Source organism: Paenalcaligenes hermetiae (assembly GCF_039543645.1).
In the GTDB taxonomy this organism is placed as follows: domain Bacteria; phylum Pseudomonadota; class Gammaproteobacteria; order Burkholderiales; family Burkholderiaceae_B; genus Paenalcaligenes; species Paenalcaligenes hermetiae.
The window spans coordinates 240480-266821 of sequence record NZ_BAABKD010000009.1; the positions used below are offsets into that span (position 1 = coordinate 240480).

The 26342-nt window shown below is 48.2% G+C and carries 28 protein-coding genes and 1 riboswitch; of the genes, 14 read left to right on the forward strand and 14 right to left on the reverse strand.

What is annotated here, in order from left to right; all coding sequences use genetic code 11:
- The first annotated feature begins 2 nt into the window (after positions 1 to 2).
- On the forward strand, positions 3 to 923 hold the full coding sequence (locus tag ABD980_RS06860) for an EamA family transporter (protein WP_300646933.1): 921 nt from the start codon (positions 3 to 5) through the stop codon (positions 921 to 923).
- Here the strand turns inward: ABD980_RS06860 and ABD980_RS06865 are convergent.
- Together ABD980_RS06865 and ABD980_RS06870 are read right to left on the reverse strand one after the other, a co-directional pair.
- Positions 907 to 2043: a tRNA nucleotidyltransferase/poly(A) polymerase-related protein gene (locus ABD980_RS06865; protein ID WP_345370554.1), complete on the reverse strand. Its 1137-nt coding sequence runs from the start codon at positions 2041 to 2043 to the stop codon at positions 907 to 909. The two genes, ABD980_RS06860 and ABD980_RS06865, sit on opposite strands and share 17 nt — an antisense overlap.
- Complete coding sequence (locus ABD980_RS06870) at positions 2043 to 4142, reverse strand: lytic transglycosylase domain-containing protein (RefSeq protein ID WP_345370556.1); 2100 nt, start codon at positions 4140 to 4142, stop codon at positions 2043 to 2045. The genes ABD980_RS06865 and ABD980_RS06870 overlap by 1 nt, the downstream gene beginning before the upstream one ends.
- A 26-nt stretch (positions 4143 to 4168) precedes the next feature.
- On the opposite strand from ABD980_RS06870, the gene ABD980_RS06875 reads away from it, so the two are divergent.
- Positions 4169 to 4789 (forward strand): 5-formyltetrahydrofolate cyclo-ligase, encoded by a 621-nt coding sequence (locus ABD980_RS06875; protein ID WP_345370558.1) that lies wholly within the window; start codon positions 4169 to 4171, stop codon positions 4787 to 4789.
- On the opposite strand, the gene metF is transcribed toward ABD980_RS06875, so the two are convergent.
- The 4 genes from metF to metK form a co-directional block, all read right to left on the reverse strand.
- Positions 4779 to 5615 (reverse strand): methylenetetrahydrofolate reductase [NAD(P)H], encoded by an 837-nt coding sequence (gene metF / locus ABD980_RS06880; protein ID WP_345370560.1) that lies wholly within the window; start codon positions 5613 to 5615, stop codon positions 4779 to 4781. The two genes, ABD980_RS06875 and metF, sit on opposite strands and share 11 nt — an antisense overlap.
- Positions 5616 to 5626: 11 nt before the next feature.
- Complete coding sequence (locus ABD980_RS06885; RefSeq protein WP_345370562.1) at positions 5627 to 5962, reverse strand: phage holin family protein; 336 nt, start codon at positions 5960 to 5962, stop codon at positions 5627 to 5629.
- Positions 5963 to 6015: 53 nt separating this feature from the next.
- A complete protein-coding gene (ahcY, locus tag ABD980_RS06890) occupies positions 6016 to 7416 on the reverse strand; it encodes an adenosylhomocysteinase (RefSeq protein WP_260649452.1) in 1401 nt (466 codons plus the stop codon).
- A gap of 67 nt (positions 7417 to 7483) precedes the next feature.
- Positions 7484 to 7568, reverse strand: a riboswitch (S-adenosyl-L-homocysteine riboswitch).
- 59 nt (positions 7569 to 7627) lie between these two features.
- Positions 7628 to 8791: a methionine adenosyltransferase gene (gene metK / locus ABD980_RS06895; protein ID WP_345370565.1), complete on the reverse strand. Its 1164-nt coding sequence runs from the start codon at positions 8789 to 8791 to the stop codon at positions 7628 to 7630.
- 221 nt (positions 8792 to 9012) lie between these two features.
- Here metK and ABD980_RS06900 point away from each other — a divergent pair, with 221 nt between their 5' ends.
- From ABD980_RS06900 to ABD980_RS06910, 3 genes are read left to right on the forward strand one after another with little or no spacing between them, the layout of a single operon-like run.
- On the forward strand, positions 9013 to 9867 hold the full coding sequence (locus ABD980_RS06900) for a lysophospholipid acyltransferase family protein (protein ID WP_345370567.1): 855 nt from the start codon (positions 9013 to 9015) through the stop codon (positions 9865 to 9867).
- 20 nt (positions 9868 to 9887) lie between these two features.
- Complete coding sequence (locus tag ABD980_RS06905) at positions 9888 to 10562, forward strand: DUF484 family protein (protein WP_345370570.1); 675 nt, start codon at positions 9888 to 9890, stop codon at positions 10560 to 10562.
- Entirely contained in the window at positions 10537 to 11520 is a 984-nt protein-coding gene (locus ABD980_RS06910; protein WP_345370572.1) for a site-specific integrase, read from the forward strand. Before ABD980_RS06905 ends, ABD980_RS06910 begins: the two co-directional genes overlap by 26 nt.
- Here ABD980_RS06910 and ABD980_RS06915 read toward each other — a convergent pair.
- Genes ABD980_RS06915 through ABD980_RS06925 form a run of 3 tightly spaced genes read right to left on the reverse strand, consistent with a single transcriptional unit; the run spans position 11517 to position 14063 of the window.
- Positions 11517 to 12458 (reverse strand): metal ABC transporter solute-binding protein, Zn/Mn family, encoded by a 942-nt coding sequence (locus ABD980_RS06915; RefSeq protein WP_345370574.1) that lies wholly within the window; start codon positions 12456 to 12458, stop codon positions 11517 to 11519. The genes ABD980_RS06910 and ABD980_RS06915 overlap by 4 nt on opposite strands.
- Positions 12439 to 13347: a metal ABC transporter permease gene (locus ABD980_RS06920; protein ID WP_345370576.1), complete on the reverse strand. Its 909-nt coding sequence runs from the start codon at positions 13345 to 13347 to the stop codon at positions 12439 to 12441. The genes ABD980_RS06915 and ABD980_RS06920 overlap by 20 nt, the downstream gene beginning before the upstream one ends.
- 2 nt (positions 13348 to 13349) lie before the next feature.
- Complete coding sequence (locus ABD980_RS06925; RefSeq protein WP_300648483.1) at positions 13350 to 14063, reverse strand: metal ABC transporter ATP-binding protein; 714 nt, start codon at positions 14061 to 14063, stop codon at positions 13350 to 13352.
- Positions 14064 to 14250: 187 nt separating this feature from the next.
- Between ABD980_RS06925 and ABD980_RS06930 the strand changes: the two genes are divergently transcribed.
- The 5 genes from ABD980_RS06930 (at position 14251) to hslU (ending at position 18361) form a co-directional block, all read left to right on the forward strand.
- Positions 14251 to 14730 carry a Fur family transcriptional regulator gene (locus tag ABD980_RS06930; protein ID WP_377536113.1) on the forward strand — a complete coding sequence of 160 codons (480 nt, stop codon included), beginning with the start codon at positions 14251 to 14253 and terminating at the stop codon, positions 14728 to 14730.
- A 73-nt stretch (positions 14731 to 14803) separates the two neighbouring features.
- Positions 14804 to 15844 (forward strand): CobW family GTP-binding protein, encoded by a 1041-nt coding sequence (locus tag ABD980_RS06935; protein ID WP_345370579.1) that lies wholly within the window; start codon positions 14804 to 14806, stop codon positions 15842 to 15844.
- Between the two features lie 78 nt (positions 15845 to 15922).
- On the forward strand, positions 15923 to 16360 hold the full coding sequence (dksA, locus tag ABD980_RS06940) for an RNA polymerase-binding protein DksA (RefSeq protein ID WP_260649461.1): 438 nt from the start codon (positions 15923 to 15925) through the stop codon (positions 16358 to 16360).
- 113 nt (positions 16361 to 16473) lie between these two features.
- A complete protein-coding gene (gene hslV, locus ABD980_RS06945; RefSeq protein WP_260649462.1) occupies positions 16474 to 17007 on the forward strand; it encodes an ATP-dependent protease subunit HslV in 534 nt (177 codons plus the stop codon).
- Between the two features lie 22 nt (positions 17008 to 17029).
- The gene (gene hslU, locus ABD980_RS06950) at positions 17030 to 18361 is read left to right on the forward strand and encodes an ATP-dependent protease ATPase subunit HslU (protein ID WP_260649463.1); all 1332 of its coding nucleotides are present in this window, start codon (positions 17030 to 17032) and stop codon (positions 18359 to 18361) included.
- 79 nt (positions 18362 to 18440) lie between these two features.
- On the opposite strand, the gene ABD980_RS06955 is transcribed toward hslU, so the two are convergent.
- Positions 18441 to 18740: a copper-binding protein gene (locus tag ABD980_RS06955; RefSeq protein WP_300648490.1), complete on the reverse strand. Its 300-nt coding sequence runs from the start codon at positions 18738 to 18740 to the stop codon at positions 18441 to 18443.
- A 61-nt stretch (positions 18741 to 18801) separates the two neighbouring features.
- Between ABD980_RS06955 and ABD980_RS06960 the strand changes: the two genes are divergently transcribed.
- Positions 18802 to 19299, forward strand: coding sequence for a GNAT family N-acetyltransferase (locus ABD980_RS06960; protein ID WP_345371139.1), 498 nt, complete (start codon positions 18802 to 18804; stop codon positions 19297 to 19299).
- Complete coding sequence (locus ABD980_RS06965; RefSeq protein ID WP_300648492.1) at positions 19296 to 19838, forward strand: cob(I)yrinic acid a,c-diamide adenosyltransferase; 543 nt, start codon at positions 19296 to 19298, stop codon at positions 19836 to 19838. The genes ABD980_RS06960 and ABD980_RS06965 overlap by 4 nt, the downstream gene beginning before the upstream one ends.
- Positions 19839 to 19876: 38 nt before the next feature.
- Here the strand turns inward: ABD980_RS06965 and ABD980_RS06970 are convergent, their stop codons facing one another.
- Positions 19877 to 20758, reverse strand: a complete 882-nt coding sequence (locus tag ABD980_RS06970; protein WP_260649466.1) for a MurR/RpiR family transcriptional regulator — start codon at positions 20756 to 20758, stop codon at positions 19877 to 19879.
- A gap of 178 nt (positions 20759 to 20936) precedes the next feature.
- Between ABD980_RS06970 and ABD980_RS06975 the strand changes: the two genes are divergently transcribed.
- Entirely contained in the window at positions 20937 to 22289 is a 1353-nt protein-coding gene (locus ABD980_RS06975) for an aspartate aminotransferase family protein (RefSeq protein ID WP_345370584.1), read from the forward strand.
- A 24-nt stretch (positions 22290 to 22313) separates the two neighbouring features.
- Positions 22314 to 22844, forward strand: coding sequence for a carboxymuconolactone decarboxylase family protein (locus tag ABD980_RS06980; protein WP_300648496.1), 531 nt, complete (start codon positions 22314 to 22316; stop codon positions 22842 to 22844).
- A 77-nt stretch (positions 22845 to 22921) separates the two neighbouring features.
- On the opposite strand, the gene ABD980_RS06985 is transcribed toward ABD980_RS06980, so the two are convergent.
- The 3 genes from ABD980_RS06985 to ABD980_RS06995 form a co-directional block, all read right to left on the reverse strand.
- Positions 22922 to 23989, reverse strand: coding sequence for a Wzz/FepE/Etk N-terminal domain-containing protein (locus ABD980_RS06985; RefSeq protein ID WP_345370586.1), 1068 nt, complete (start codon positions 23987 to 23989; stop codon positions 22922 to 22924).
- 195 nt (positions 23990 to 24184) lie between these two features.
- Positions 24185 to 24316, reverse strand: a complete 132-nt coding sequence (locus ABD980_RS06990) for a putative transporter small subunit (RefSeq protein WP_260649469.1) — start codon at positions 24314 to 24316, stop codon at positions 24185 to 24187.
- A gap of 9 nt (positions 24317 to 24325) precedes the next feature.
- On the reverse strand, positions 24326 to 25999 hold the full coding sequence (locus tag ABD980_RS06995; protein WP_345371141.1) for a sodium:solute symporter family protein: 1674 nt from the start codon (positions 25997 to 25999) through the stop codon (positions 24326 to 24328).
- Positions 26000 to 26342 lie beyond the last annotated feature (343 nt).

Consider the following 26342-nt stretch of genomic DNA (forward strand, 5'->3'; position numbering starts at 1 on the left):
ACATGAATACCGTTCCTACTCAATCTTTTGCCCGCCATATCGCAATTTTGATCTTATTATGTGTGGGCTGTAGTTTTGCCAGTGCGCATATTGCCGCACGTATTTCCTTTGACCATGGTACAGGGCTACTAACGGCTGTGGTTTTTCGCTCGGGTATTAGCCTACTTTTACTCGCTCTGATTGCGCTTTGGCAAAAGCAAAGTCTGCGCATACGCTGGTCTATTGCCCCATGGCAAATCCTATTAGGCTTACTGATTGCAATACAAAGTATTTGTATTTATTCCGCTGTCACCCGTATTCCTGTCGGCATTGCGCTATTAACGGCTAATACCTTTCCTGCACAACTGGCTTTGCTTTCTTGGGCTTTAGGGGGGAAACCACCCAGCCGTAAAGCCAGTGTGCTCATGGGAATTATTCTCATCGGCCTGCTTCTGGCGCTTGATATCCCAAGCCTAATCGAAGCCGGCACGGACCATCTTTATATTTGGCTCACCGGCATTGCTTTTGCGCTTACCGCCGCCTTTTCTTTTTCTATTGGTTTGTGGGTCACCGAAAACAAACTCAAGCACCTTAAAGGCAGCGCCCGTAGTTTTTACACCATGCTCACCGTATTAATCACCACTTTTACGGCAGGACATCTAGGCGTAATGCCTGGCGGCCTTAGCTGGCCTGAAAGTGGTACTGGTTGGGGGACGTTGATCTTACTGAGTAGCTTATATGCGCTGGCTTTTATTACGCTTTTCATGCTGGCGCCCCGCCTAAACCTAGCTCAGAATGCGCCTGCGATGAATATCGAACCCGTGGCCTCATTAACCCTAGGTTGGATTATTTTGGGTCAGCAATTAAGTACCATGCAAATCATTGGGGGTGCCTTGGTGGTTTCTTGCATTGTGGCCTTTGCTTACGCTAAAGATGAGCGCTAATGGCAGCAAGGCGCGCCTGCCAGATAGCCTGGGGGATCGCCGCGCCCTGGCCCGCATAGTGCTTTGCAATCGCTCCGGCATCCACCGCACAAAAGGCGTGTGCCCACTGGCGCCACTGCTCAATGTCTAAGGGTATAGCGCAAGCAGCTGCTTGCAACACACTTTCAAAGCGCTCTGGGCGACGTAATACATCCATTTGCTGTAAAGCTTGAGCCACCTGCTCTGCACTCAGGTCTGACTGTAGCTGCTCAATAAACAACGGCACAAGTCGGACTAAATCCACATAGGCTGCAGGAGTGCGCAGCTGTTTAACCAATGCAAGGCGAGTAGGGCTTTGCCACAAGAGTAGTGCTAAGCGCTGTGCTGTAGTAAGCCCCTGCTGCACGGCTTGTGTCATCGCCTGCTCAATCTGCGTATTCACCACCAGCCCAGGCAAAATGCGCGTTAACGCCCCGCACTGTGCTAATACTGCCATCATACGCAAGGGCTGCTCAGTAGCCAATGCTTTATGCAGCTCTTGCCAGACCCGCTCAGGCACCAACGCATCAACCTCGCCATTTTCTACCAGCACCGTGGCAAACTGCATCGTGGTAGGCGCAATAGAAAAATCAGAAAAACGCGCTGCAAAACGCGCTAAACGCAACAACCGGACTGGATCCTCGATAAACGCATCGCCGACATGGCGTAATATACGTGCTTGTAAGTCCGCATACCCATGCAAAGGATCATGAAGCTGCCCCTGCGCGTCGACGGCCATCGCATTGATGGTAAGATCACGCCGTTGCAAATCGGCTTCCAGAGTCACGTCCACACCAGTATAAAACGTAAAGCCTTGATAACCACGCCCAGATTTACGCTCTGTCCGCGCTAAAGCGAACTCCTCTTTGGTACGAGGGTGAAGAAAAACAGGAAAATCCCCTCCCACTGGAATAAAGCCGCGTTGAGCAAGCTGCTCTGGTGTGGCACCCACAACGACCCAGTCTTTATCCCCTGCCTTCAACCCAAGCAATGCATCGCGTACCGCACCCCCTACCACATAGCAGTCTAACCCAGCTAACAACGGATCCTGTGGTCCAAATAAGGCTTGCAGCGCCTGCTGCTGCGTATCCGACAAGCGCATTAGGGTAGCTCCGTTTTTGCTCTTGCCTGCGGCGCAATCGTACCAAGCCGCTGCTTTAATGATTGCGGTTGACCGCTAAACACCATGGAATAGTAAGTGGCATTAGACAGTACATTTTTTACATATAAGCGGGTTTCTGTAAACGGTATGGTTTCAGCAAATATCGCCCCCTCTACAGGGCCTTGTAAACGTGAGCGCCAATTAATGGGACGCCCAGGTCCCGCGTTATAACCAGCCGAAGCCAATACCTCGGAACCATTTAACTGCTGTAATACCATATTTAAATAGTTTGTCCCCAAGACTGTGTTGACCTCAAAGTCATTGACCATGGCGGGCTTAAAGGTTTTCATACCAATTTTATTGGCAGTCCATTTGGCTGTTGCTGGCATAAGCTGCATCAAACCCGATGCCCCCACGCCAGAGCGGGCATCCGTCATAAAGCGCGACTCTTGCCGGATTAAGCCATATACCCAAGCGGGATCCAAGCCAATTAAACGTGCTTTTTCTGTAACTTTACCCTCAAATGGCGCAACAAAACGTTGGCTAAAATCAATTTCCTGTTTGGTCAGCAATGAGGTGTTTACGACCCGATCATAAACCTGATGGTGACGTGCTAGCTCTGCAGCGGCGCGTAACTGTCTATCGCTCATTCCTCGGATCCCATACCCCCACTCTGCAGTCGCTTCTGGGCGCCAACCCAGTTTAAATAACTCTAGCGCACGTAATAACGCTGGACGAGTCTGCACATCTTGCATATCGGCAGCAGTCACAGCAGGAGGAGCAGGCGGCAACGGAATAGCTCGCCCGAGCTCTTCATTAGCTAGCTGGCCATAAAAACCCAAGTCATCCGTAATCGACATAAAGGCTGCTTGCGCCTCGGTGCCTTTGCCTTGTGCTGCCAAAGCACGACCACGCCAATACACCCACACCGGCTCTGATGCCTGTCGAGCCGACATTTTTGCTATCGCTTGCTCTACCCGCACCCAGTCAATTGGATACTGCCGAAGCTCAGCCCGCACTTCCCAGGCATGGTTATAATCCGTTTTTGGGCTTTTCCCTGATTTTCTATACCAACGCGCAGCATCGTTTTCCACCCGCAAGGCCGGCACTAACCCAAACTGCCCCCACACCCAATCTATATTTTCTTGCGGCAGTTTGCTTTGCCACTTTTGTTCAATATATTGAGCCTGCGTGGCTCGATTTGCTTCACGAGCTAAGCGTGATAAAGCCAATGTGACAAGCTCCTGATCGGCTTGCCCTTGTACCGTGGTTTTCTTATCTAGCCATTGACGAGGCGTTTTCATCAAGGCAGTGTAATCCTGCATTTGTTTACCATCAAAAATAATGGCGGCAAAACGACGCGCATCGTTTGTTTTGCCCTGTTCTAAAGCGGCGCGCATTAAATCACGCACAGCCTGAAAGCCCACCACCTTATCGGACCATAGTTGGTCTAATAACGACCAGCAAGTCGCCCCAGGCCGAAACGAACGCAACAAAGCCTCTGTGTCTAAACGCTGCCCCTGCATATGTAAACCATAGGCCACCGCACAACGTACCTGTGTATTACCTAAGTCTGCTGGATTTAGCTGATTGATCAAAGCAAAATCACCGGCTCGCACCGCCGCAATGGCCCAATCCCCTTTTAAGCGTTGGGCTAAGTATTCATCATCATACTCACGTAAAAACTGCCACAACTGATCTGAAGGCACAGGACGTGTTGTATCGTAGAGCTGTTGACGCAAATGCCAATAGGCAGGATAAGCACCCAGCACCGGATCGGCTTTTGCCGGCTGGACCAACGCCTCTAACTGTTTCCAGTTTTTGGCTTGTACTGCCTCTCGAGCCTGTAAAACAGCTTGACGCGCTTGCGCTGGGACAGGCGGTAAGCCTTGCCAACGCATGGCGGGGGGTGGTGCTGCTTTTTGGCTAACTACTGTCTGGGTTTGGACTTGTGCATTCGAATCAGAGGGCGCATTAGCTCCAGCGCAGCCAACTAATAGCAAGCTGCCTACCCAAAGCGCCACTTGTGAAGAAAAACGTTGTCCAGACCAAAACCTGCCTGAAACCTGTTTTTTCTGATACCGTAATTGCATTACCATGTATTCGCCCTTTTAAAGAAAAGCTTATGTCTCTAAACCCAACTGATTTACGTCAAACCCTACTGCGCTTACGCGCCCAACAAGACCCAGCCGACTGCCGACGCGGTGCCCTATTGATGCGCGGCCGTTTATTTACGTGGTTAAATAGCTATAAAAAGCAATGGTCTCACCCAGATCGGCCTATACATATTGCTGCGTTTTGGGCATTAGCTCAAGAACCTGATCTACAGCCGCTTTTACAGCAATGGGCGGATGATAAGCAGTTACGTCTTAGCCTACCCTGTATAGTTGCAGAGAACGCCCCACTGGTATTTAAGCCTTGGCAGCCTACCACCCCCATGAAAAGCGCGCTGTTTGGCGTTCAAGAACCCGATACACTGGAGATTGCCCCCCATCCGGATATTATTCTTGTGCCCACGCTGGGCTTTAGTCGTCAAGGCGACCGCTTAGGTTATGGTAAAGGCTACTATGATCGCACTTTAGCACAGCTCCAAGCCCAATCCCACCCTTTTATTAGTATTGGAATAGCATGGGCTGTGGGCGATTTATCGTCTTATTCTTATCACCCTCAAGCCCATGATGTGCCACTTGATGCCGTATTAACTGACAAAGGCTGGGCGGTACCTGCCCCGACCTTTACAAGCTAAGACGATTAACAATATTCATGGTGGCTTCCGCGCCGTTTAGCGTGTAAAAGTGCAAGCCCGGCGCGCCACCATCAATTAAGTCTTGTGCCAATTGGCTGACCACATCTAAACCAAACGCCCGGATAGAGGCACGATCGTCACCAAAATCCGCTAAGCGTAAGCGAATCCACCGAGGAATTTCCGCCCCACACATATTTGAAAAACGTAACAACTGTGAGGAATTAGTAATAGGCATAATGCCAGGGATGATAGGAATCGTGACACCAGCTTTTTGTACTCGCTCCACAAAATCAAAGTAAGCACCAGCGCTATAAAAATACTGCGTAATCGCTGCGTCTGCTCCTTGGTTAACCTTATGGACAAAATGACGCACATCCTCATCAAAAGAAAGGGCCTGTGGGTGCATTTCTGGATAAGCGGCTACCTCGATATGAAAAGCGTCCCCACTGTGTTCGCGAATAAATGCCACCAGATCGCTGGCATAACGCAACTCGCCCACAACCCCTCCCATACCGGAAGGTAAATCCCCGCGCAATGCCACTAATCGCTTCACGCCTTTTTGTTGATAATAATCCAAAATCTCAGCAATATCGGCTTTGCTTGCGCCAATACAAGATAAATGCGGCGCCACATCAAAACCCAAGTTTTGTAAAAGCTGCACCGCATCCGCTGTACCCGAGCGGGTGGAGCCTCCTGCCCCAAATGTCACACTCACGTAACTAAGGTTTAACCCCATTAAGGATTTCGCTGAACGCACAAGTTTTTCCTGTGCGGCAATATCGCGCGGAGGGAAAAACTCCGCGCTAAGAATCGCTTTAGCACTCATTTATTTTTAAATTATGGAATAAGTTTAGACAATAAGCTGGTAGCGATACTGTACACAATCGCCCCAATAAACGCCCACCAGAAGCCTGTTACCGTAAATCCTTTGAGGATAGAGCCGGCCAGCCAGAATAACAGAGCGTTAATAACCAATAGGAATAAGCCCAATGTCACAATCGTGAGTGGCAGTGTTAATACTTGTAGCACTGGCTTTAGCAGCATGTTTAACAGCCCTAGAACAACGGCTGCTATCAGTGCTGAACCAAAACTAGCCACCTGAATACCGGGTAATAAGTAGGCTACGATCAATAAGGCTACGGCGTTTAAAATCCATACGAGTAATAAAGTCATCTTCCACGCTCCGTTATAAAAAGGGCATCTACCTTGCAGATGCCCAAAAAAAATTAATAACGATAATGATCGACCTTGTACGGCCCCTCTACGGGAACGTTAATGTATTTAGCTTGTTCTTCTGTTAGCGTGGTTAAATTCACACCAAGCTTAGCTAAATGCAGGCGAGCGACCTTTTCGTCCAAGTGCTTAGGCAATACGTATACCTTACCACTTTCGTAACGCTCACCGTGATTGAAAAGTTCAATTTGTGCAATAGTTTGGTTCGTAAACGACGCCGACATCACAAAAGAGGGGTGACCCGTCGCACACCCTAGGTTGACAAGACGCCCTTGAGCTAACAAGATGATACGCTTACCATCAGGGAAAATTACGTGGTCCACCTGAGGTTTGATTTCCTCCCACTCCAGATCCGCCAACGAGGCCACGTCAATCTCATTATCAAAGTGACCAATATTACATACAATGGCTTGGTCCTTCATGCGCTCCATATGCTCGCGTGTGATCACATGGTAGTTACCTGTGGCCGTCACAAAAATATCCGCCTTATCTGCTGCTTCTTCCATGGTAACGACACGATAGCCTTCCATCGACGCCTGCAAGGCACAAATGGGGTCGATTTCAGTAACCCAAACCTGAGCGCGTAGCGCTTGCAAAGCTTGCGCACAACCTTTACCCACATCCCCAAAACCACATACTACGGCGATTTTGCCAGCCACCATAACATCAGTGGCACGCTTAATCCCATCGACCAAGGATTCACGGCAGCCATACAAATTATCAAATTTAGACTTAGTCACCGAGTCATTGACGTTGATAGCAGGAAAGGCTAGCTCACCTTGTTTAGACATCTGATATAAACGCTGTACTCCCGTGGTGGTTTCTTCGGTAACGCCTTTAATCTGCGCCAAACGTGTGGAGTACCAGGTTGGATCCTGCTGCAAGCGTGCCCGGATACTAGCGAACATGACTTTTTCTTCGGAGCTACCTGGATGATCCAAAACGGATAGGTCTTTTTCTGCTTTTGCCCCCAGATGCAAGAGCAGTGTGGCGTCGCCCCCATCATCAAGAATCATATTGGCTTGTTCACCCGGCCAATTAAAGATCTCATGGCAATATTCCCAGTACTGCTCAAGGCTTTCACCTTTAATGGCAAACACGGGAATCTGGTTAGCCGCCATCGCTGCCGCCGCATGATCCTGAGTGGAGTAAATATTGCAAGATGCCCAACGAACCTCGGCGCCTAATGCCACTAAAGTTTCAATCAACACAGCGGTTTGAATTGTCATATGCAGGCTACCCGCAATGCGCGCGCCCTTTAGAGGCTGAGCGTCAGCGTACTCTTCACGCGTAGCCATTAGGCCTGGCATTTCAGTTTCAGCAATGGCGATCTCACGACGACCCCATTCGGCCAAACCAATATCGGCAATCTTGTAATCAGAAAAGGTAGACATAAAAGCTCCTGTGATGCGGTGATCAGAACAGGAGCAAAAAAATAGCTCACCTACTCTGATCACAGAATTAAGGTGAGCGTCGTTAAAACGATATCTGTTTTACTTCACAAACCTGAGCCTGGCCAATAACGGTCGCAACGCTCCTCAGGTTTGGGGGTGGCAGCAAGCCCTATACGGCGGATTTTACCATCCGCCACCATAGAAAGTGAAATTAAAGCGCCGCTTTTAACGCTGCTGCTTTATCCGTGGCCTCCCACGTAAATTCGGGCTCGCTGCGACCAAAGTGTCCATAAGCCGCCGTTTTTGTATAGATAGGACGCAATAAATCAAGCATTTGCACAATACCGCGGGGACGCAGATCAAAGTGATCACGCACCATCAAAGCAATTTGATCATCAGGAATGATGCCTGTGCCGTTGGTATAAACCGTAATGTTGATTGGCTCTGCCACACCGATTGCGTAGCTAACCTGAACTTCACATTGGCGCGCCAAGCCTGCTGCTACAATGTTTTTAGCTACATAGCGCGCCGCATAAGCAGCAGAACGGTCTACTTTAGATGGATCTTTACCTGAAAACGCCCCACCACCATGTGAGCACGCCCCCCCGTAAGTATCCACAATAATTTTGCGTCCAGTTAAGCCACAATCCCCGTTAGGACCACCAATCACAAATTTACCAGTAGGGTTCACCAAAAAACGGGTTTTTTCTGTGAGTAGACCTTCAGCAAAAGTGGGACGAATAATTTCCTCGATCACTGCCTCGTGAATGTCCTTTTGGCTGATTTCTGGATCATGCTGAGTAGACAGCACCACAGTATCGACCTCGGTAGGCTGACCGTCTACATAGCGGAAAGTGACTTGGGCTTTAGCGTCTGGACGCAGCCATGGCAAACGTCCATCTTTGCGTAGCTCGCTTTGACGCTGCATCAGACGATGCGAATACCAAATGGGCGCTGGCATTAAATCAGGGGTTTCATCGCAGGCATAGCCGAACATTAAACCCTGATCGCCAGCACCTTGATTCATGATTTCCTCAGGGGTGCGGTCTACACCTTGAGCGATATCAGGAGATTGTTTATCGTATGCAACCAACACCGCGCAGCTTTTATAATCAATGCCATAATCGGCATTATCATAGCCAATGCGCTTTAGTGTATCCCGTGCCACGTCAATGTAGTTCACATTGGCCGTGGTGGTGATCTCGCCAGCCAGCACAACTAAACCCGTATTACATAGGGTTTCAGCAGCAACGCGTGCGTTAGGGTCTTGGGTGAAAATCGCATCAAGAACAGCATCAGAAATCTGATCGGCGACCTTGTCTGGATGGCCTTCGGAAACGGATTCGGAAGTAAAAAGAAAATCGTTATGTGCCACAGTAATACATCCTGTAGGTTTTTAGTTAAAGCAAGGGCGTTGCACCACAAAAAAGCCTAAACAAGACATATCAGGGCGCGACGCTTTAGCGGGAATTTAGGTCTCTATATGAGAGTATCGCTCCGCAAGTTGTCGGTTAACTCAGCGATAGTTCTATTTTAAGCAAAAATAGCCGAAGATTCATACTATATTGTTATTTATCCACACCGCATTCACTTATTATGTTTTTGTTTCTGCTCAAACTGATTGCTAAACTCCCTTTACGCTGGCTTCATGGCATAGGCCGATGCCTTGGGGTTCTCGTGTATTTATTTCCTGGCCGCTATCGCAATCGTTTACGCACCAACGCTGCCCAAGCTGGCTACGACTCCCCTGCTTTTGCACGCCAAGCCGCAGCAGAAACAGGCGCCATGATTTTAGAAACCCCTAAAGTCTGGTTAGATACCCCAACTTGTTTACATAAATGTATATCCACTGATGAGCACGTCGTTACGCAAGCTCTCGCCGAGGGCAAAGGTGTATTGTATTTAACGCCCCACCTTGGATGCTTTGAGATCACAGCGCGTACCTTAGTCAAACATGGCCCAATTACCGTCATGTTTCGGCCGCCCCGCCAAGCTTTTATCGAGCCAGCTATGCGCGAATCGCGTAATATGCCGGGGTTAAACGCAGTGCCTGCCTCCGTACGTGGGATCCGTGAATTTTTACGAGCTCTCAAACGCGGCGAGGCTGTGGGCATGCTGCCTGATCAAGTCCCAAGCTCAGGTGACGGCATGTGGGCTCCTTTTTTTGGGCGCGCCGCTTACACCATGACTCTAGCCGCCAAGCTAGCCCTGCAAACCAATGTACCTGTGGTATTAACCGCGGGTGAACGCCTGCCCAAAGGGCAAGGCTGGCGTATTCACTATTTACGATTACACTTGCCTGAGCCTGCCACGCTAGAAAGTATGGTCTATGCAATTAATAATGCCATGGAAACCTTAATCCAACGTTTTCCCGCTCAGTACCTATGGAGCTACAACCGTTATAAAATCCCTCCAGAGGCGCCTGCTATTCCTTCTTCTTTACAACGTTAGTTATTGTAGGATTTTTACCCATGCGTCATTACCCAGTTTCTGCAGAAGAGGTCGCACGGTTTTTAGCGCAAAACCCACAGTTTTTTTTAGAGCGCTCCGACCTACTTTTAGGGTTACGCTTGCCGCACCCTCGTACCGATAAGTTAATTTCTTTGGCCGAACGACAAACATTGCTCTTACGAGAAAAAAACCAACGACTCGAAAAGCAAATCCACCAGTTTTTACATAATGCACGTGAAAATGAGCTCATTAGCCAAGCCTTACTTAACTGGACATGTGAACTCTTAGCCAAACCGCAAACCGCAGCACAGATTTGCGAAAAAATGTGTGCAAGCCTACAAAAACAATATGGCTTACAAAGTATTGAGTTGCGGCTCTGGTGGGATCAACACCCTTTCCCCGTTGCCGACACTAGCCCCAACATAAAGGCATGGGTAAAGCGAAGAGAGGCCCCCTATACGGGACCTGTGTCAGGCAGTCCAGCTGGTGCTTGGTTTAAACAACCCATGGTCTCAATGGCGCTTATCCCTCTGTATGCGTGGGATAAGTCACACTGTGTGGGGGCATTAGCGTTAGGATCGGATATGGCCTCTCGCTTTACCTACAACATTGGTACGGATTTTTTAGTGGCGATGGGGAAAATTTTTATGGCTATGTTAACTCGTTATTATGAACCACAAAAGCACATTGCCTGATACAGAAGCAGCTATTCAACAATGGTTGCAGCACCTGCAATCAGAGCAAGCGGCAGCAGACACCATCGCGGCTTACCGACGCGACCTGGCTCATCTAACCCGTTTATATCCACTGCCCTCACCAGCTCGTTACGCCCCCAACCATTTACAATTTGCCCTGGGGCAACTTCAGGCCGAGGGCATACAAGCGCGCAGTCTGGCGCGCATGCTATCAGCGTGGCGTAATTTTTTTAACTGGTTTAGTCAGCACTATCAAACCAACTATAACCCTACGCTCCATTTACGTGCCCCAAGCGGTCCCATCCCCGCACCCAAAATTTTATCCATTACCCACACTGAGAAGCTGCTGAACGCGATCCCTGACAAGGATGCCGATGCCGTGGCTTGGCGTGACCAAGCTATGTTTGAGCTTTTATATTCCAGTGGCTTACGGCTGGCTGAGCTGGTGGCACTGGATACCCACCCTTTTCAAACCCCACACTACCAATCCAAAGCGTGGGTTGACCTTGAAACAGCCGAGGTCACGATTCACACCAAAGAAGAACGTCAGCGCACCCTGCCCATCGGTAGTAAAGCCATTACCGCCTTAAAAAAATGGCTAGATAAGCGTGCCGAACTCGTTTCCCCTGCGGTACTCCACTCACCGCTGACTGATATGGACAGTGCTGCCGCATTATTTTTAGGGGTACGAGGCCAACGCATTAGCCCCCGTGTCATCCAAAAACAACTGCAGCAACGCGCCCAACAGGTTGGCATCCCTAAACCGGTGTTTCCTCATCGCTTGCGCAATAGTTTTGCTAACCATTTACTTGAGTCTTCGAATGACACACAAGGAGTTCAACAGCTGTTGGGACACGCCAATATCAGCTCCACACAAAGCCTCAGCCAACTAAGCGACGAACAGCGAGCCCAGTTTTTTAAACTGCACCCGCGTCATCAACGTCCACCCGAAACCTAGGGCTCTAGAGCCTCTAGCAATGCTTCACCATTCCACTGCATCATACCCAAATACGTAGACGCAGCATGCGGGGCTTTAGCCAAAGCATCTGAGTACAACGGTTTGCCTATTTTAGCGTGGGTTTCCCGTGCAATCTGCTCTAACAGTTTAGGGCTGGAGATGTTTTCCATAAACAAAGCTTTAACATGATTGTCTCGCATATAATCAATCAAACCAGCCAGCTCCTTTGCCGAAGGTTCAGCTTGATTCGACGCCCCCAGTAGGGACAAAAACTCAATATCATAAGCCTGCCCAAAATAGCCAAATGCATCATGCGAGGTCACTACCGTACGATTTTGATCGGGAATCCGTGCAAAATCCTCGACAAAGCGTTGGTGCAATTGCTGTATGGCCTGAGTGTAATCCTTGGCTCGCTGTGAGTAGTACACACTGTTTTCAGGATCGACTTCGATTAAAGCTTCAGCAATGTTTTTCACGTACACTTGCGCGTGGGCTAAGCTTTGCCACGCATGTGGATCGTACTCACCGTGGTCATGCCCATGATGGTCATGCGCATCATGATGATCGTGACCAGGCTCATGCTCCTCTTCGTACGCTCGTAACGGAATACCCTCAATCGCTTCCACTACCTTACCTTGATACCCCGCAGACTGTACAAGCCGTGGCAGCCAGGCTTCAAAATGGGCTCCATTGATCAGGACTAAGTCAGCCTTCTGTAGAGTTTTAGCATCACTCGGGCGTGGCTCAAAGCTATGTGCATCACTCTCAGGCCCTATGATTGCAGTAGAAACCACCTTATCCCCGCCCACCTGCTGCACCATATCTGCCAAAATGGAAAAGCTACTTACAACCTCGAGCGGCTTTGCTTGTGCTGAGCCTAGCGCCCAAATCCCAAAAGCTACGCCAAACCCAACGGATTTAATCCACGTGTTTATCATTCTTTCCCCCAGTACTTACTCGTTGATAAGCGCGTATGGAACGACGTATCACTTGCCAAATCCCATCATAACGCCCAAAAAATATCGATAAAAAATAGATGGTTCCTGCTACCAAAATAATGGCTGGCGAGGCCGGCACATCAGCATGAAAGGACAACAGCAACCCAAAATACGATGCCACCACCCCCAGCCCCCCAGCACAGGCCATTTGCTGGCTAGCTGAATGCACCCAAAACCGAGCTGATGCCGCCGGCAGCATCATAATCCCTACCACCATCAATGTTCCCAATACTTGAAAACCCGCAACTAACGTCATAACTAACAGCACAAGGAAAATCGCATGTACCCACCCCATACGCTTGGACTGCAAACGTAAAAAGAACGGATCCAAACAATCCATCACTAAGGGACGATAAATCAGACTCAAGACGATCAAACTTAAAGTGGAGGTGGCTGTAACTAATAACAATGCTTCGTCATTTAGCCCAAGCACTGTGCCAAATAACACATGCAGCAAATCCATATTAGAGCCACGTAGTGATACTAAGAGCACCCCTAAGCCTAAAGACACCAAATAAAACGCCGCAAAACTCGCATCCTCGCGCAAAGGCGTCAAACGTGCCACGGCCCCCGCTAAAAGAGCCACCGTTAGCCCTGTCAGCACACCACCAAGCGCCATCGCCCCCAGCGATAAACCCGCCGTCAAAAAGCCCACTGCCACTCCAGGCAAAATGGCATGCGCCATCGCATCACCCATTAGGCTCATACGTCGTAAAATCAAGAACACACCCAGTGGTCCCGCCGCAATTGCCAGCGCAAACGAACCTGCTAGCGCACGGCGCATAAACCCAAAATCCACAAAAGGGGCAATTAACCAATCCATCAGCATGGCTAAAAGTCTCCCGCACAAAGATGGCGCGCCAAATGCAAATTTTCTGGTGTTAAGATCTCTGTGCTTAGCCCTTGAGCAATCAGCTGACCACCTAACAACACACACTGCGGGAAATGCTTCTGTACCATTTCCATTTCATGTAATACGGCGATCACGGTACGCCCTTGTTCATGCCATTCAAGTATCAATGCCAATAAGGCCTGCGTCGTGTCACTGTCTACTGCAGCAAAGGGCTCGTCCAATAAAATCACACCGGCCTCTTGTAGTATCATGCGCGCAAACAAGGCCCGCTGAAACTGCCCTCCCGATAGGGTATGAATACGTCGCGCCGCAAAACCACTTAAACCCACTTTTTCTAAAGCGTGCTGGATACGTTTATGCTCGGCTGAGTCTACTTTGCGCCAAGCACCGATTCGTGGCCAAGCCCCCATCGCAACTAGGTCATACACCGTAATCGGAAAACTGCGATCCATATCCGCCTGTTGTGGTAAAAAAGCCAGATCTTTTTGCAGATTAAAACCCAAACGTACCTGCCCTTGTAACGGAGCAATCTCTGTTGTTAGTGCTTTTAGTAATGTGGATTTACCTGCCCCATTAGGCCCCACAATGGCATATAACCCCCCTTGATGAAACTGTAGGCTCACATCGCGTAGTGCTGTTTTACCGCGCCAACCTAAACTGACATGTTCAAGCTCAATGATGGGTATACTCATAGCCAACCTAATGCCCAGGCACTTAATAGCCACATGCAACCAACGACTACCGTAACTAGCAGTAGTCGTTGCCCTACCGACCACAATAAGGTCGATCCGGTATATGAATGATTCTTTCGGGACTTCATGTTTTATCTCATCAAGTATAAGTTTGATATGTTATAACATATCGAATCTATTTTATACTATGCCTATGCCTATACATGTACTCACCCCTCAAGCGATAGAACAGCAATTGCATAATGCCGAGCAGCTCTGTAAGCAGCGTCAAAAACGCCTGACCCCCATACGTAAACAGGTATTAGAACTGCTCATCCGCGCGCAGCGCAGTTTAAAAGCTTATGAACTGCTTGATCAGATTAAAACCATCCAGCCTAATGCCGCCCCCCCTACGGTATACCGCGCCTTAGATTTCTTAACCGAAGAAGGCTTAATTCACCGTTTAGACGCCATTAACGCTTGGACGGCATGTGTGGATGTGGCAGGTGAACCACATGACCTACTAGTGGTTTGTACGCAGTGTGGAGCGGTAGCAGAAATGCGAGCACCGCGCCTAAGCGAGCAAATTAACGACTGTATCCTGCAGGCTGGCTTTGCTTTAGCAAGCCCAGAAACCGAGTTACGCGCTGTTTGCTTGCAATGTCACCAATCGTCCCCACATAAGTAAGCATCTTTTTTGTTGTTTGCGCTTCGGCGCTGGCTGTGCTGTAATCGCATAGATTTATTCGAGGGACCTTTATATGTCTACCGCTATTGAAAACATGGTGCCTGTCACGGTGCTTACCGGCTTTTTAGGTGCAGGAAAAACCACGCTGCTCAAGCGCATCCTGTCCGAATACCATGGGCGCCGTATTGCGGTAATAGAAAATGAATTTGGCCCTGAGAACATAGATAACGAATTACTTGTTCAGGATCGAGAAGAAGAAATTATCGAGCTCAGCAACGGCTGCGTGTGTTGCACTGTACGTGGAGACCTCTTACGCACCCTCAACGAGTTACGTGTTAAACGCCAACAAGGCGAACTCAATTTTGAGCGCGTTATTATCGAAACCACAGGCATGGCTAACCCTGGGCCAGTATGCCAAACCTTTTTTATGGATGACGATATTGCTGAGTACTATCGTCTGGACGCCGTCGTAACCGTTGTCGATGCTAAACACGGGATGACCACACTCGACAAACAAGCCGAGTCACAAAAACAAATCGGGTTTGCTGATAGAATCTTAATCTCGAAAAAAGACTTGGTCTCTGATGAGGAGTACGAGGCGCTGCGCAAACGCATCTTGCGCATCAATCCACGCGCACCAATTTCCTCTGTTCATTTTGGTGAAGCCGATCTAAACGAAATTATCGATATTAGCGGTTTTAATCTTAACGCTATTTTGGATATTGACCCAGAATTTCTTGCCGAAGAGACTCATGATCATCATCATGACCACGAGTGTGATGAACACTGTGATCATGAGCACCACGCACCGCATCAAGATAGCGTGAGTGCATTTGTATTTAAATCACGCCGCCCCTTTGACCCCGAACGTCTTGAGGACTTTCTTGGCGGAGTGGTTCAAGTATTTGGCCCCGACCTTTTACGCTACAAAGGCATTATTTACCTTAAAGGGGCTAACCGCCGCATGCTTTTCCAAGGGGTACATATGATGATGGGCGCAGAACCCGGTAAGCCGTGGTTGGGCAAAGAAAAACCTGAAACTAAACTCGTGTTTATAGGCCACAACCTTCCAAAGGAGGTCTTTATGCAAGGACTAGAGCAGTGTCTAGTGTAATCCTTGCTTTTGGCCTAAACTTTCAAGGCTTAACTTAGGCAGGAGCTTTAGCTCCACGATGATAAAAAGGGAACTATCATGGCAAGCAATGTCAGTACAAACCCAGATCAACTGTTAACAGTGGACGAACTCTTGGCAATGCCCGAATCCGATTACATGAATGCGGCACAGTTGGCATTTTTCGAAAATCGCTTACGCGAACTCGAACAAGAAATTCTTGCTAATGCAGGAGCGACCACCGAAAATCTACGAGAAACCCAGTTCGCTCCCGATCCTGCTGACCGTGCAACGATCGAAGAAGAGCACGCGCTCGAATTACGTACCCGTGATCGCGAGCGCAAGCTTCTAAAAAAAGTGCAACAATCACTAGCACTAATTGAATCGGGTGAGTATGGCTGGTGCGAGGAAACGGGTGAGCCCATTGGCTTAAAGCGTCTTTTAGCTCGACCTACAGCCACACTCTCTCTAGAAGCCCAAGAGCGTCGCGAAAAACGGCAAAAGCTCTATGGAGACTAATCCACTTTCAGCGCTTCAACCAAAGCCACTCATTGAGTGGCTTTGTTTATTAGATGTCTTGAAATATAAAAAATGACCCCCACGTACTATTACACATAACGTAAAGGATCAGAATGGAACAATTTCACGCCACTACTATTATCGCCGTACGACGCGGCAACGAGGTCGCCATTGGTGGCGACGGCCAGGTTACTCTTGGCAACGTTGTGGTAAAAGGCACAGCTCGTAAAATTCGACGTCTCTACAAAGACCAAGTCTTAGCTGGCTTTGCTGGGGCTACGGCTGACGCCTTTACCCTACAGGAACGCTTCGAGGCCAAACTAGAAAAACACCAAGGCCACCTACTCCGTGCTGCTGTAGAACTCACTCGTGATTGGCGTACAGACCGAGTCTTACGTCGACTTGAAGCAATGCTTATTGTCGCTGATAAAGAGCATACGCTGATTCTGACCGGTAACGGGGACGTGCTCGAACCAGAACATGGTTTAGCTGCGATTGGCTCAGGTGGGTCTTATGCCCAATCTGCAGGTCTAGCGTTATTACATAACACAGACCTATCTCCCGCCGAGATCGTAAAAAAATCCCTAGAAATTGCGGGTGATTTGTGTATTTACACTAATCAAAACCACATCGTCGAAACCCTATAATTTTTTGCATCAGGTCGTATCTATGTCCGCAACAACCATGACTCCCGCCGAGATCGTCTCTGAACTCGACAAACATATTGTTGGTCAGAATAAAGCTAAGCGTTCTGTGGCGGTTGCCCTACGTAATCGCTGGCGTCGCCAACAGGTCGCCGAACCCCTTCGTAATGAAATTGTGCCCAAAAACATATTGATGATTGGGCCTACCGGTGTGGGTAAAACTGAAATTGCACGTCGCTTAGCTAAGCTCGCTAACGCACCATTTATTAAAGTCGAAGCCACTAAATTCACCGAGGTGGGTTATGTTGGACGTGATGTGGAAACCATTATCCGTGACTTGGTCGATGCTTCTGTCAAGCAAACCCGTGAAGTCGAAATGCGTCGTGTCCAAACACAAGCCGAAGACGCCGCAGAAGATCGAATCTTAGACGTCTTGATCCCCCCTGCTCGTAATGCCATGGGCGAGCCAGAGCGCGAAGAAAACACGGCGCGTCAAACCTTCCGTAAGCGTCTACGTGAAGGCAAGCTCGACGATACCGAAATTGAAATCGAAGTGGCCCAGGCTATTCCTCACATGGAAATCATGGCGCCTCCCGGCATGGAGGAAATGACCGAGCAGCTGCGCAGTATGTTTGCTGGTCTAGGTCGCGACAAAACCAAAGCCCGCAAAATGAAAGTCAAAGAGGCATTCAAACTGCTGGTTGAAGAGGAAGCAGCCAAACGCGTTAACGAAGAAGAGTTACGCACCGAAGCCGTACGCAACGCCGAACAAAACGGCATCGTTTTCTTAGATGAAATCGATAAAATTACGGCTCGAGAAGGCAATAGTAGCGGCGAAGTCTCTCGCCAAGGGGTACAGCGTGACCTCTTGCCTTTGGTCGAGGGCACAACCGTTAATACCAAATACGGTGTGGTACGCACGGATCATATTTTGTTCATTGCCTCGGGCGCTTTCCATCTTTCTCGCCCCTCTGATCTCATTCCTGAGCTGCAAGGCCGCTTCCCTATACGCGTAGAATTAGACTCCTTAACCGCGGATGACTTTGTACAAATTCTATCGGATACGGATGCGTCTCTAACTAAGCAATACTCCGCACTGATGGCCACCGAGGACGTTACTCTTGAATTCCAAGAGGATGGGATCCGTCGCTTAGCTGAGTTAGCCTTTGAGGTCAACGAACGCACCGAAAACATTGGTGCCCGTCGTTTATACACCGTCATGGAAAAGCTGCTTGAAGACCTTTCCTACGACGCTGGCTCCAAGGGCCAACAGCATGTCGTCATCAACGCCGACTACGTGAATGAAAAACTGGAAGAAACTGCTGGCAGCCAAGATCTAGCCCGCTACGTACTTTAATTTTTTCCAAAGCAGAAAACCACTCGTTGTTCAAACGAGTGGTTTTTTATTATCTGATCCCGACTAAAAACAATGTCGATTATTTGCTGATTTTAATCACCACGTACTCACCGTTACGACGCTCTGCCGTGAACTTGACTTTGTCTCCCGGTTTAATATCCCCCAGTAAAGCCGGATCAATCAAATAAACCAATGTCATGCCTGGCAACTCTAACGCATCGATGCTACCGTGTTTTAGGGTGATTTTACCCGCGGCCGCATCTATCCGCCGTACCTCGCCGGTGGCCGTACCTTGTTGGGCGATGGCAGGAGACACCACAGCAACGGTTCCTAAGGCAAAGATCGTAGCGGCAATGTGACGAGTGGATAATAAAGACATACAATCCCCTTTTTAGTTAGTGTATTAAGTCATTCTACAACGAGGTTTTATCGTGAGCGAAATTTTTGGCAACTATGTGTTGCGTCCAGCGACCCCTGATGATATTCCACAAATTATCTGTTTGATGCGTGATATGGCCGAATTTGAAAAAATGTTAGATCAATTTGAAGCCACGGATGAAGCCATCTATGATAATTTATTCGGATCGGAGCCTGCTGCCAAAGCACTCGTTATCACCCCCCGCGATCAGCCCCAACACCTCGTTGCTTATATTTTTTGGTTTCATAATTACTCTACTTTTAAAGCCAAGCGTGGGCTGTACTTAGAGGATATCTATATTGACCCCGCGCATCGTCAACAGGGCTTAGGCGGATTTGTTTTAAAGTATCTTGCACAAAAAGCCATTGAGCTTAACTGTGGTCGCTTTGAGTGGGTAGTGTTAGACTGGAATCAAAATGCAATTGATTTTTATGAACACCACGGTGCCACGGTCTTGCCCGACTGGCGTATTGTTCGGGTAGAGGGTCAGGCACTCTCACAACTGGCAGCTCAACGATGAGTCACCGTCTTTCTATTATTACCACACGCTCCGGCGATGACGGCACCACCGCCTTAGGGGACGGTCAGCGTGTGCCTAAAACCCACGAACGTATTCAAGCCCTGGGCGATGTGGATGAGCTCAATAGTCATATTGGATTATGGCGCTGTGAATCTCTGCCTCAAGACGTGGATCTCTGTTTAAATCAAATTCAACACGATCTATTTGATATGGGCGCTGAGTTAGCCGTACCAGGCTATCAAGTGCTGACAGCACAGCATGTACTTTTTTTAGAACACCAGTTACAGCACTACAATGCCCAATTGCCCCCTTTAAAGGAGTTTATCCTGCCAGGCGGATGCAAAGCCGCTGCGTTGGCTCATATTGCCCGCACCGTAGCGCGCCGCGCGGAACGTGCGGTCATTCAACTTAATCAATCTGAAACCGGCTTAAGCGCACATAGTACTCAGTATTTAAATCGATTATCTGACTTATGTTTCGTCCTAGCCCGACATCTTAACAAACACCAAGGTGTGTCAGATGTTCTGTGGCAACGTTAAGATTAACGCCAACACGCTACTAAGGGGCTTCAAGCCCCCTAGCGCTTCCAGTATCCCGTTTGATGCAACTGGTTTTCCATCGACTGCAAATCCATCACGGCTTTTTTGCCCGTGCGCGCTAAAATCTGTTCTATTAACCCCTCTACCAATGCCACAGCCGCTGTACTCGAAGGGAAAAAAGAGGGTACTTCCGTACTAAAGATTAAATTGCAGTTCGCTTCTAAGGCTATCGGCGCCACCTGACTATCGCACAAAGCAATCACCTTACACCCACTTTCTAGCGCGGCCTCGTAAACCCGTACAATTTCCTGTGAGTACGGCGCAAAAGCCACCAGTACCACCACATCCCCCGCTTCTAAAGCACGCAACTCCATCTCTAGCGTCCCTGCTTCTGCACGCAACATCGTAATGGGGTTTCTAAATAGTCGATATAAATAATAAAAAGTAAAAGCAGGCGCATGCGAGGCCCGAAACCCCGCTACATACACCCGTTTTGCTTTGACTAATAAGTCCACCGCTTGTGCCATCGACGTGGCATTTTGCTCTGCGATCTTGGAGACATTTTGCGCTTGAGCCTGAACTGCTCGTTGCAACATGGCTAATGGTTTATTACGACCTTTGAGTACCGCTTTAGCCGAATCCGTATAAGCCATAGGACTAGCATGCAAAGACTGCACAAACACTGCTTTTAACTCAGTCCAGCCACTAAAGCCTAAGGATTGTGCCAAACGTACCAAAGTCGCTGGCAGCACACCGGCTTGTGTCGCCAGCGTACGCATTGAAGCGATCGGGACTTCATGCGGATGGTCAATTAGATAACGCGCCCCTATTTGAAACTGAGGGGGCATCGCTGCAAAGTCAGCTTGTAAGCGCTGAATCAATGCATCTACGTCTTGAGGTGGGCGATTTTTTTTACTCATAACGAGCAGTATATCGTTTTTTTACTACATTTAAATCAAAAAATCATGAATCAAAATGAATCATGGTGCGTTAAGTTTGATTTATTTGGTGCTTGAGCTATCCTTAAAAGAAACATACATTTCATTTAAGTATACAAATAAACATTCGATTCAAAATAAACTCTGGACGGATACCATCATGACTCACGTGTTCCACCGCCACCCAAAACAAAGCCTACCTACTGCCGTGGCAGGCGAAGGCATTACCCTCATTGACCAAAACGGCAAGCGTTATATTGATGCCTCTGGCGGTGCTGCCGTGTCCTGCCTAGGCCATAGTCACCCCGAAGTCATTGCTGCGATTCATCAACAAATTGATGCCGTAGCCTATGCTCATACCTCTTTTTTTACTAACGAGCCAGCCGAGCAACTGGCTCAATTCCTTGCACAAAGAGCTCCTGGTGATTTGGACTATGTATATTTTGTTTCCGGAGGCTCCGAGGCCATTGAGGCTGCACTTAAACTTGCGCGCCAATACTTCGTGGAAAAGCAGCAACCCAGTCGACGACTATTTATTGCCCGTCGTCAAAGCTATCATGGCAATACGCTTGGAGCCTTAGCTATTGGCGGTAATGCGTGGCGTCGTGCCCCCTTTTTGCCTTTACTAACCGAAGCGCACCATGTATCCCCTTGCTATCCTTATCGCGATCAAGGGGCAGATGAAAGTGACCACGCCTATGCCACACGCCTAGCCGACGAGCTTGAACAAAAAATCCTACAACTTGGTCCAGAGAACGTTGCGGCTTTTGTCGCAGAAACCGTCGTAGGAGCGACGGCAGGGGTGCTCGTTCCTGTACCCGGCTACCTTCAAGCCATCCGCCGAGTCTGTGATCAGTACGGAGTGCTTTTGATTTTGGATGAGGTCATGTGTGGCATGGGGCGTACCGGGCATTTATTTGCCTGCGCAGAGGACGAAGTCACTCCCGATATCCTCACCATTGCCAAAGGCCTTGGTGCGGGCTATCAACCCATCGGGGCCATGCTTGCCAGCCGCCGTATTTATCAAACTCTCGTGGACGGCTCAGGTTTTTTTCAACATGGTCATACCTACATGGGGCACGCCACGGCTTGTGCGGCGGCTTTAGCTGTGCAACAGGTCATCGAACGTGATCAGCTGCTACACAATGTGCGCGTGCGAGGGCAACAATTGCGACAAGGCTTACACCAAACCTTAAGCGCCCACCCTAACGTAGGCGATATCCGTGGTCGCGGCTTAATGGTAGGAATTGAGCTAGTGGCCGACAAACAAAGCAAAACGCCATTGGACCACCACGCCAAGACCCATACTCAATTACGCCGTGTTGCCATGGACAAAGGCTTACTCATGTATCCAATGGGTGGCACTGTAGACGGTGTGCATGGCGATCACATCCTATTAGCCCCACCTTTTATCTGCACTGCCCAAGACATCGACCATATTGTAGAATTAGTAAGCGCCACGATTTTCGAGGTGCTTCCTTTCACCCATCAACCTGTAGCGCTTAGCGCTTAGCGCTTAATGACTTGGAAATGATGTATGGCCCGTTTACCTTATGCCGATTTAAATCAAACCGAGCTGCAGCCTCTAGTCCAGCAGATCGAAGCGGAACGCGGTAGCGTCATTCACTTATATCAAATGCTGTTACACAGCCCTACGGTGGCTCAGGGCTGGCTAAACCATTTAACTGGTATACGCCTTCATAGCCAAGTCCCTGGCGATCTGCGAGAACTGATTATTATGCGTGTTGCTATTTTAAATCGCGCGCCCTACGAAGCCGACCAACACGCACCTATTGCTCTCAAAGAGGGCGTTACCCAAGAGCAGCTCGATGCACTAGACAACTGGCGTGATCATAAAGACTTATTTACCGATCAGCAAAAAGCCGTATTGGCCTATACCGATGAAATGACCTTAAATGTCCAAGTCCCACAAACCGTCTACGAAGACATTGAGCATTTATTTAACGAGCAGCTCATCGTAGAAATCACGGCGACAATTGCTACATACAATATGGTGTCTCGCTTTTTAGAGGCACTGCAAATTCATAGTGATGATGCAAAAAATTAGCTAATCGCCCTCAATCTAAGTCCCCTTGCTATAGCAAGGGGCTATACTACATCAAGAACAGCTCACATCTAAAACTTTTAGGCTCTCCTACGTCTCTTAATTAAAGCCACAACTAAAGCAGCTCCCACGCCTAAAGCCCCACCAACCAGCCCACTGATTACTACTATTAACGTTTTTTTAGGTTGTACTGGTTTTATAGGAACCTCTGCGGCCTCATCAATAGTCGCCACATTTACCTGTCGATCATCTAACTTAAAAGCTCTTAATAAAGCAAGTTTTGCCGCTAACTCTGGGTACTCATCTATAAAAGGAACCTCACTATCACGCTCTTCTAAAACTCTAATTTGTGCTTGCAAGGCTTTAGCTCCGCGCATATATAATAAGTTACGATCAACATAAGCAGCACCCTCTATCGTACTTTTACCATCCGGAAGTATTGGTTGCTCAAGCCCTAAGCTCTCTGCTATCCATAAGGCTTCTGTTAGCTTAGTTAACTCGCTCTTTCGTTCTTGCTCTGCTTGCTGTAATAATGATGCCAGTTGTGCCTCTAGGTCTAGCTGTACTCGCGTATATTCAGCCTCAACGTCTGCTTTTAGGCGTTGCTTTGCCTGCTGTACAGCCAACTCCACATACCCATTCGCTAGCTCCGCAGCATGCTCAGGATCAGAAAGCCTAACTTGTACTGTATATAAGTCTGGTGTGTTTTTTGGATCTGGTCGTCTAACGCTTACTATTTTCTCAAAGCGTTGCTGCAATGCCTGACGATTCAATATCTCCTCTTTCTCAGGCAGTCTAGGCAGATATAACTCCTCCATGATCTGATTACGTAGCTCTTTAGAATACAAGCGCTTCAAAAACGTATCATAGACCGACTTTGTTGTATGCTTCGTTAACCACGAGCTATCTGTATCCTTTAATGCTATTAGACCCTGGTTATAGCCCTGAATATCACTGGCGTGTGGTGGCAATAAAGTCACTTCCGTCTCATACACGGGAGTTGCAAATAAGGCATAAAATACTGCTAAGACCGTAACAAAGACGGTTACTAATAGCACTGTCACTTTTTCTTGCCAAATTAATAAGGCAAGCTCAAATAAATCAATCTCATCATCAGAACCTTGACGCTGTTGAGCAGGACTTTTCATAAATACTTACTCTTAATTTTTAAACCAATCTAATTTAACTGCTATAAAAATACCCTTACATCCAAACTATAGTGTAAGTTTTGATGCAAGGGTATAGATTTGAGCTTGCCGTAATATAACCAGGATCTACTAATTGGTATACAGAGGCTTGTAGTAAAATCACCACATAGCTCAATTACTCATATGGGTAATAGTTTACAACATCTCTCGACCTTCACGCTTAGCGGCACGAATATCTCTAAATAAAGAAACAAGCAACAAAGCGAGAATCCCTGTAGAAAGCACAGGCCAAATCAAGATATAAAATACTAAAGCATTAATACTCATGACGTCTCCTTATTTTTGTGTAGTCGTGGTTGCGCTTAACATCGCTTCTTGCTCTTCGTGGAAAGCGGTAACTCGTTTTGACAAGACCGAAAAATCAAAACGTTCTTTACTATTCCAGCTCATTGCTATACACACGACAGCGCTCACACCATAAGAGGTTAAGGAGCCAAGAAGCACGGTGTAATCACGCAAGAAACCAATAAAATATGGCATCAAACCAAATGCTACGGCAACGCCCACCCCAATAGCAAATAAACGAGGGAAAAAGGCAAAGGTCATCAAACCCGCCACTACCCCACCCCCAATTGCGGCGGCTATTTCAAAGAAAACACCAATGGCACCTGTTAAGGGAACAAGTTCAAAGCGAACTATGGTAAAGAGCACGACCGCACTGATAACAGCTGTAGTAAAAGCGCGATTGGTTACCTTTTCCCAATAGAAACTTACGATCACTGGGAAAACAATTGCCCCCCATAAGGCTCCTACAAAAACCAACATCACTAAAATGTCCAGGCGTAGGCTCGCAAAAACTACCCCCATCATGGTAGCGATGATCATGGTAAAGCGACCCCACCACAACATGCGCTGTGGGTTGGGTTTACCTTTAGCGATGTTTTTACCGTAGATGTCGGTCATCACAATCGCCGACAAAGCACACAGGTCTGCATCTGCCGTAGAAGACAACGACCCCACCACCAATAAGAAAAACAGCGCAATACCAATCGGTGGCAAGTACATAGACGCCATTTGCGGAATGATATTGTTCATATCGCCATTAGCTGGCTGAATCCCAGCAAATAAGGCTAGCAAACCAAGCATCCCCAGCCCAATGACCACAGCACCATAACCAATGGTAGCGGTTAAGAAGGTAGGACGAATCAGATCTTCGCGCACAGCAAACAGGCGTTGAGCAATCGTTTGGTTACCGATGGCATAAGCAAGTACCGCGACAAAATATGGCGCCCCCTGCTCTAAAATGGCCTTGGTAGAGAAGAAATTTGCCTGTTCCTCATCCAGACGCCACATGTTTTCCGCAAGAAAATCAGGACCACCGGCATTAAAGAATATCAGCGGGATAATAATCACAGCCGCCAAAATCATAGCAACTAACTGCGCAAAGTCTGTCAACACAGACGCTCTAAATCCTGACCACAAGGTGTAAGACAACACCCCTAAACCAGCAATCAACACCCCTTGAATAAAGCTCAATGGGCTCAGTACGGAAACTAAAGCACCCGCAGCCGTAAAGTTCACCATCAAACTAATACAGCTACCTACCAAGTTAGATCCGGCCATAATCAGCTGACTCGAGCGGCCATGACGAGCATGAATGACCTCGGCTAAGGTATGCGCCTCAGGAGCAAGTTTACGAAAACGACGTCCAAAGGGGTAGATGAATAAAATCATCAACGCACCCCAAAAACCGTAATGAATCGGGCCTGATAAACCGTACTTAAAACCAGATGTTGCACTGGCATAAAAAGAAGCCGCCCAGATCCACGTAGCAATCATACTCGCGGCCGACAAACCAAAGCCTACCGCGCTATTCGATACCATATAGCCATCTACGTTTTCATTTTTACGGCTAATCATGAGCGACATTAAAAATGTCAGCAGATAAAATCCAACCAACAGCAGTAAGGCTGTGGAGGATTTGAGTTGAAAAAACTCTGTCTCTTGCATGTTTTTATCAATCCTCTGTGTGTGTACAGGGTTCTTATTGGATTCATTTTGAACCTGACACCGTGCCGTTTGCGCATCGATACGATGGGCGGCACTCACCCCATTGCCTACACAAAAGCTTAGTTAAAGACGCAAGCAGCCCGCCCCCTATTAAGGGGACTAGCGATGCGTAACAAACAACTAGGTTCGTGTAGGCGCCATAGAGCATGGTGGATGTAGAACCACCCACCCTACACACAATCGAGGTGAATAAGAAATGGAACCAATCCATTTATTATGCACCTGCTCTATATCACTTATTGGCTAAAAATTAGCCAAACAGCGCTTAGGCATTGTAACGAGC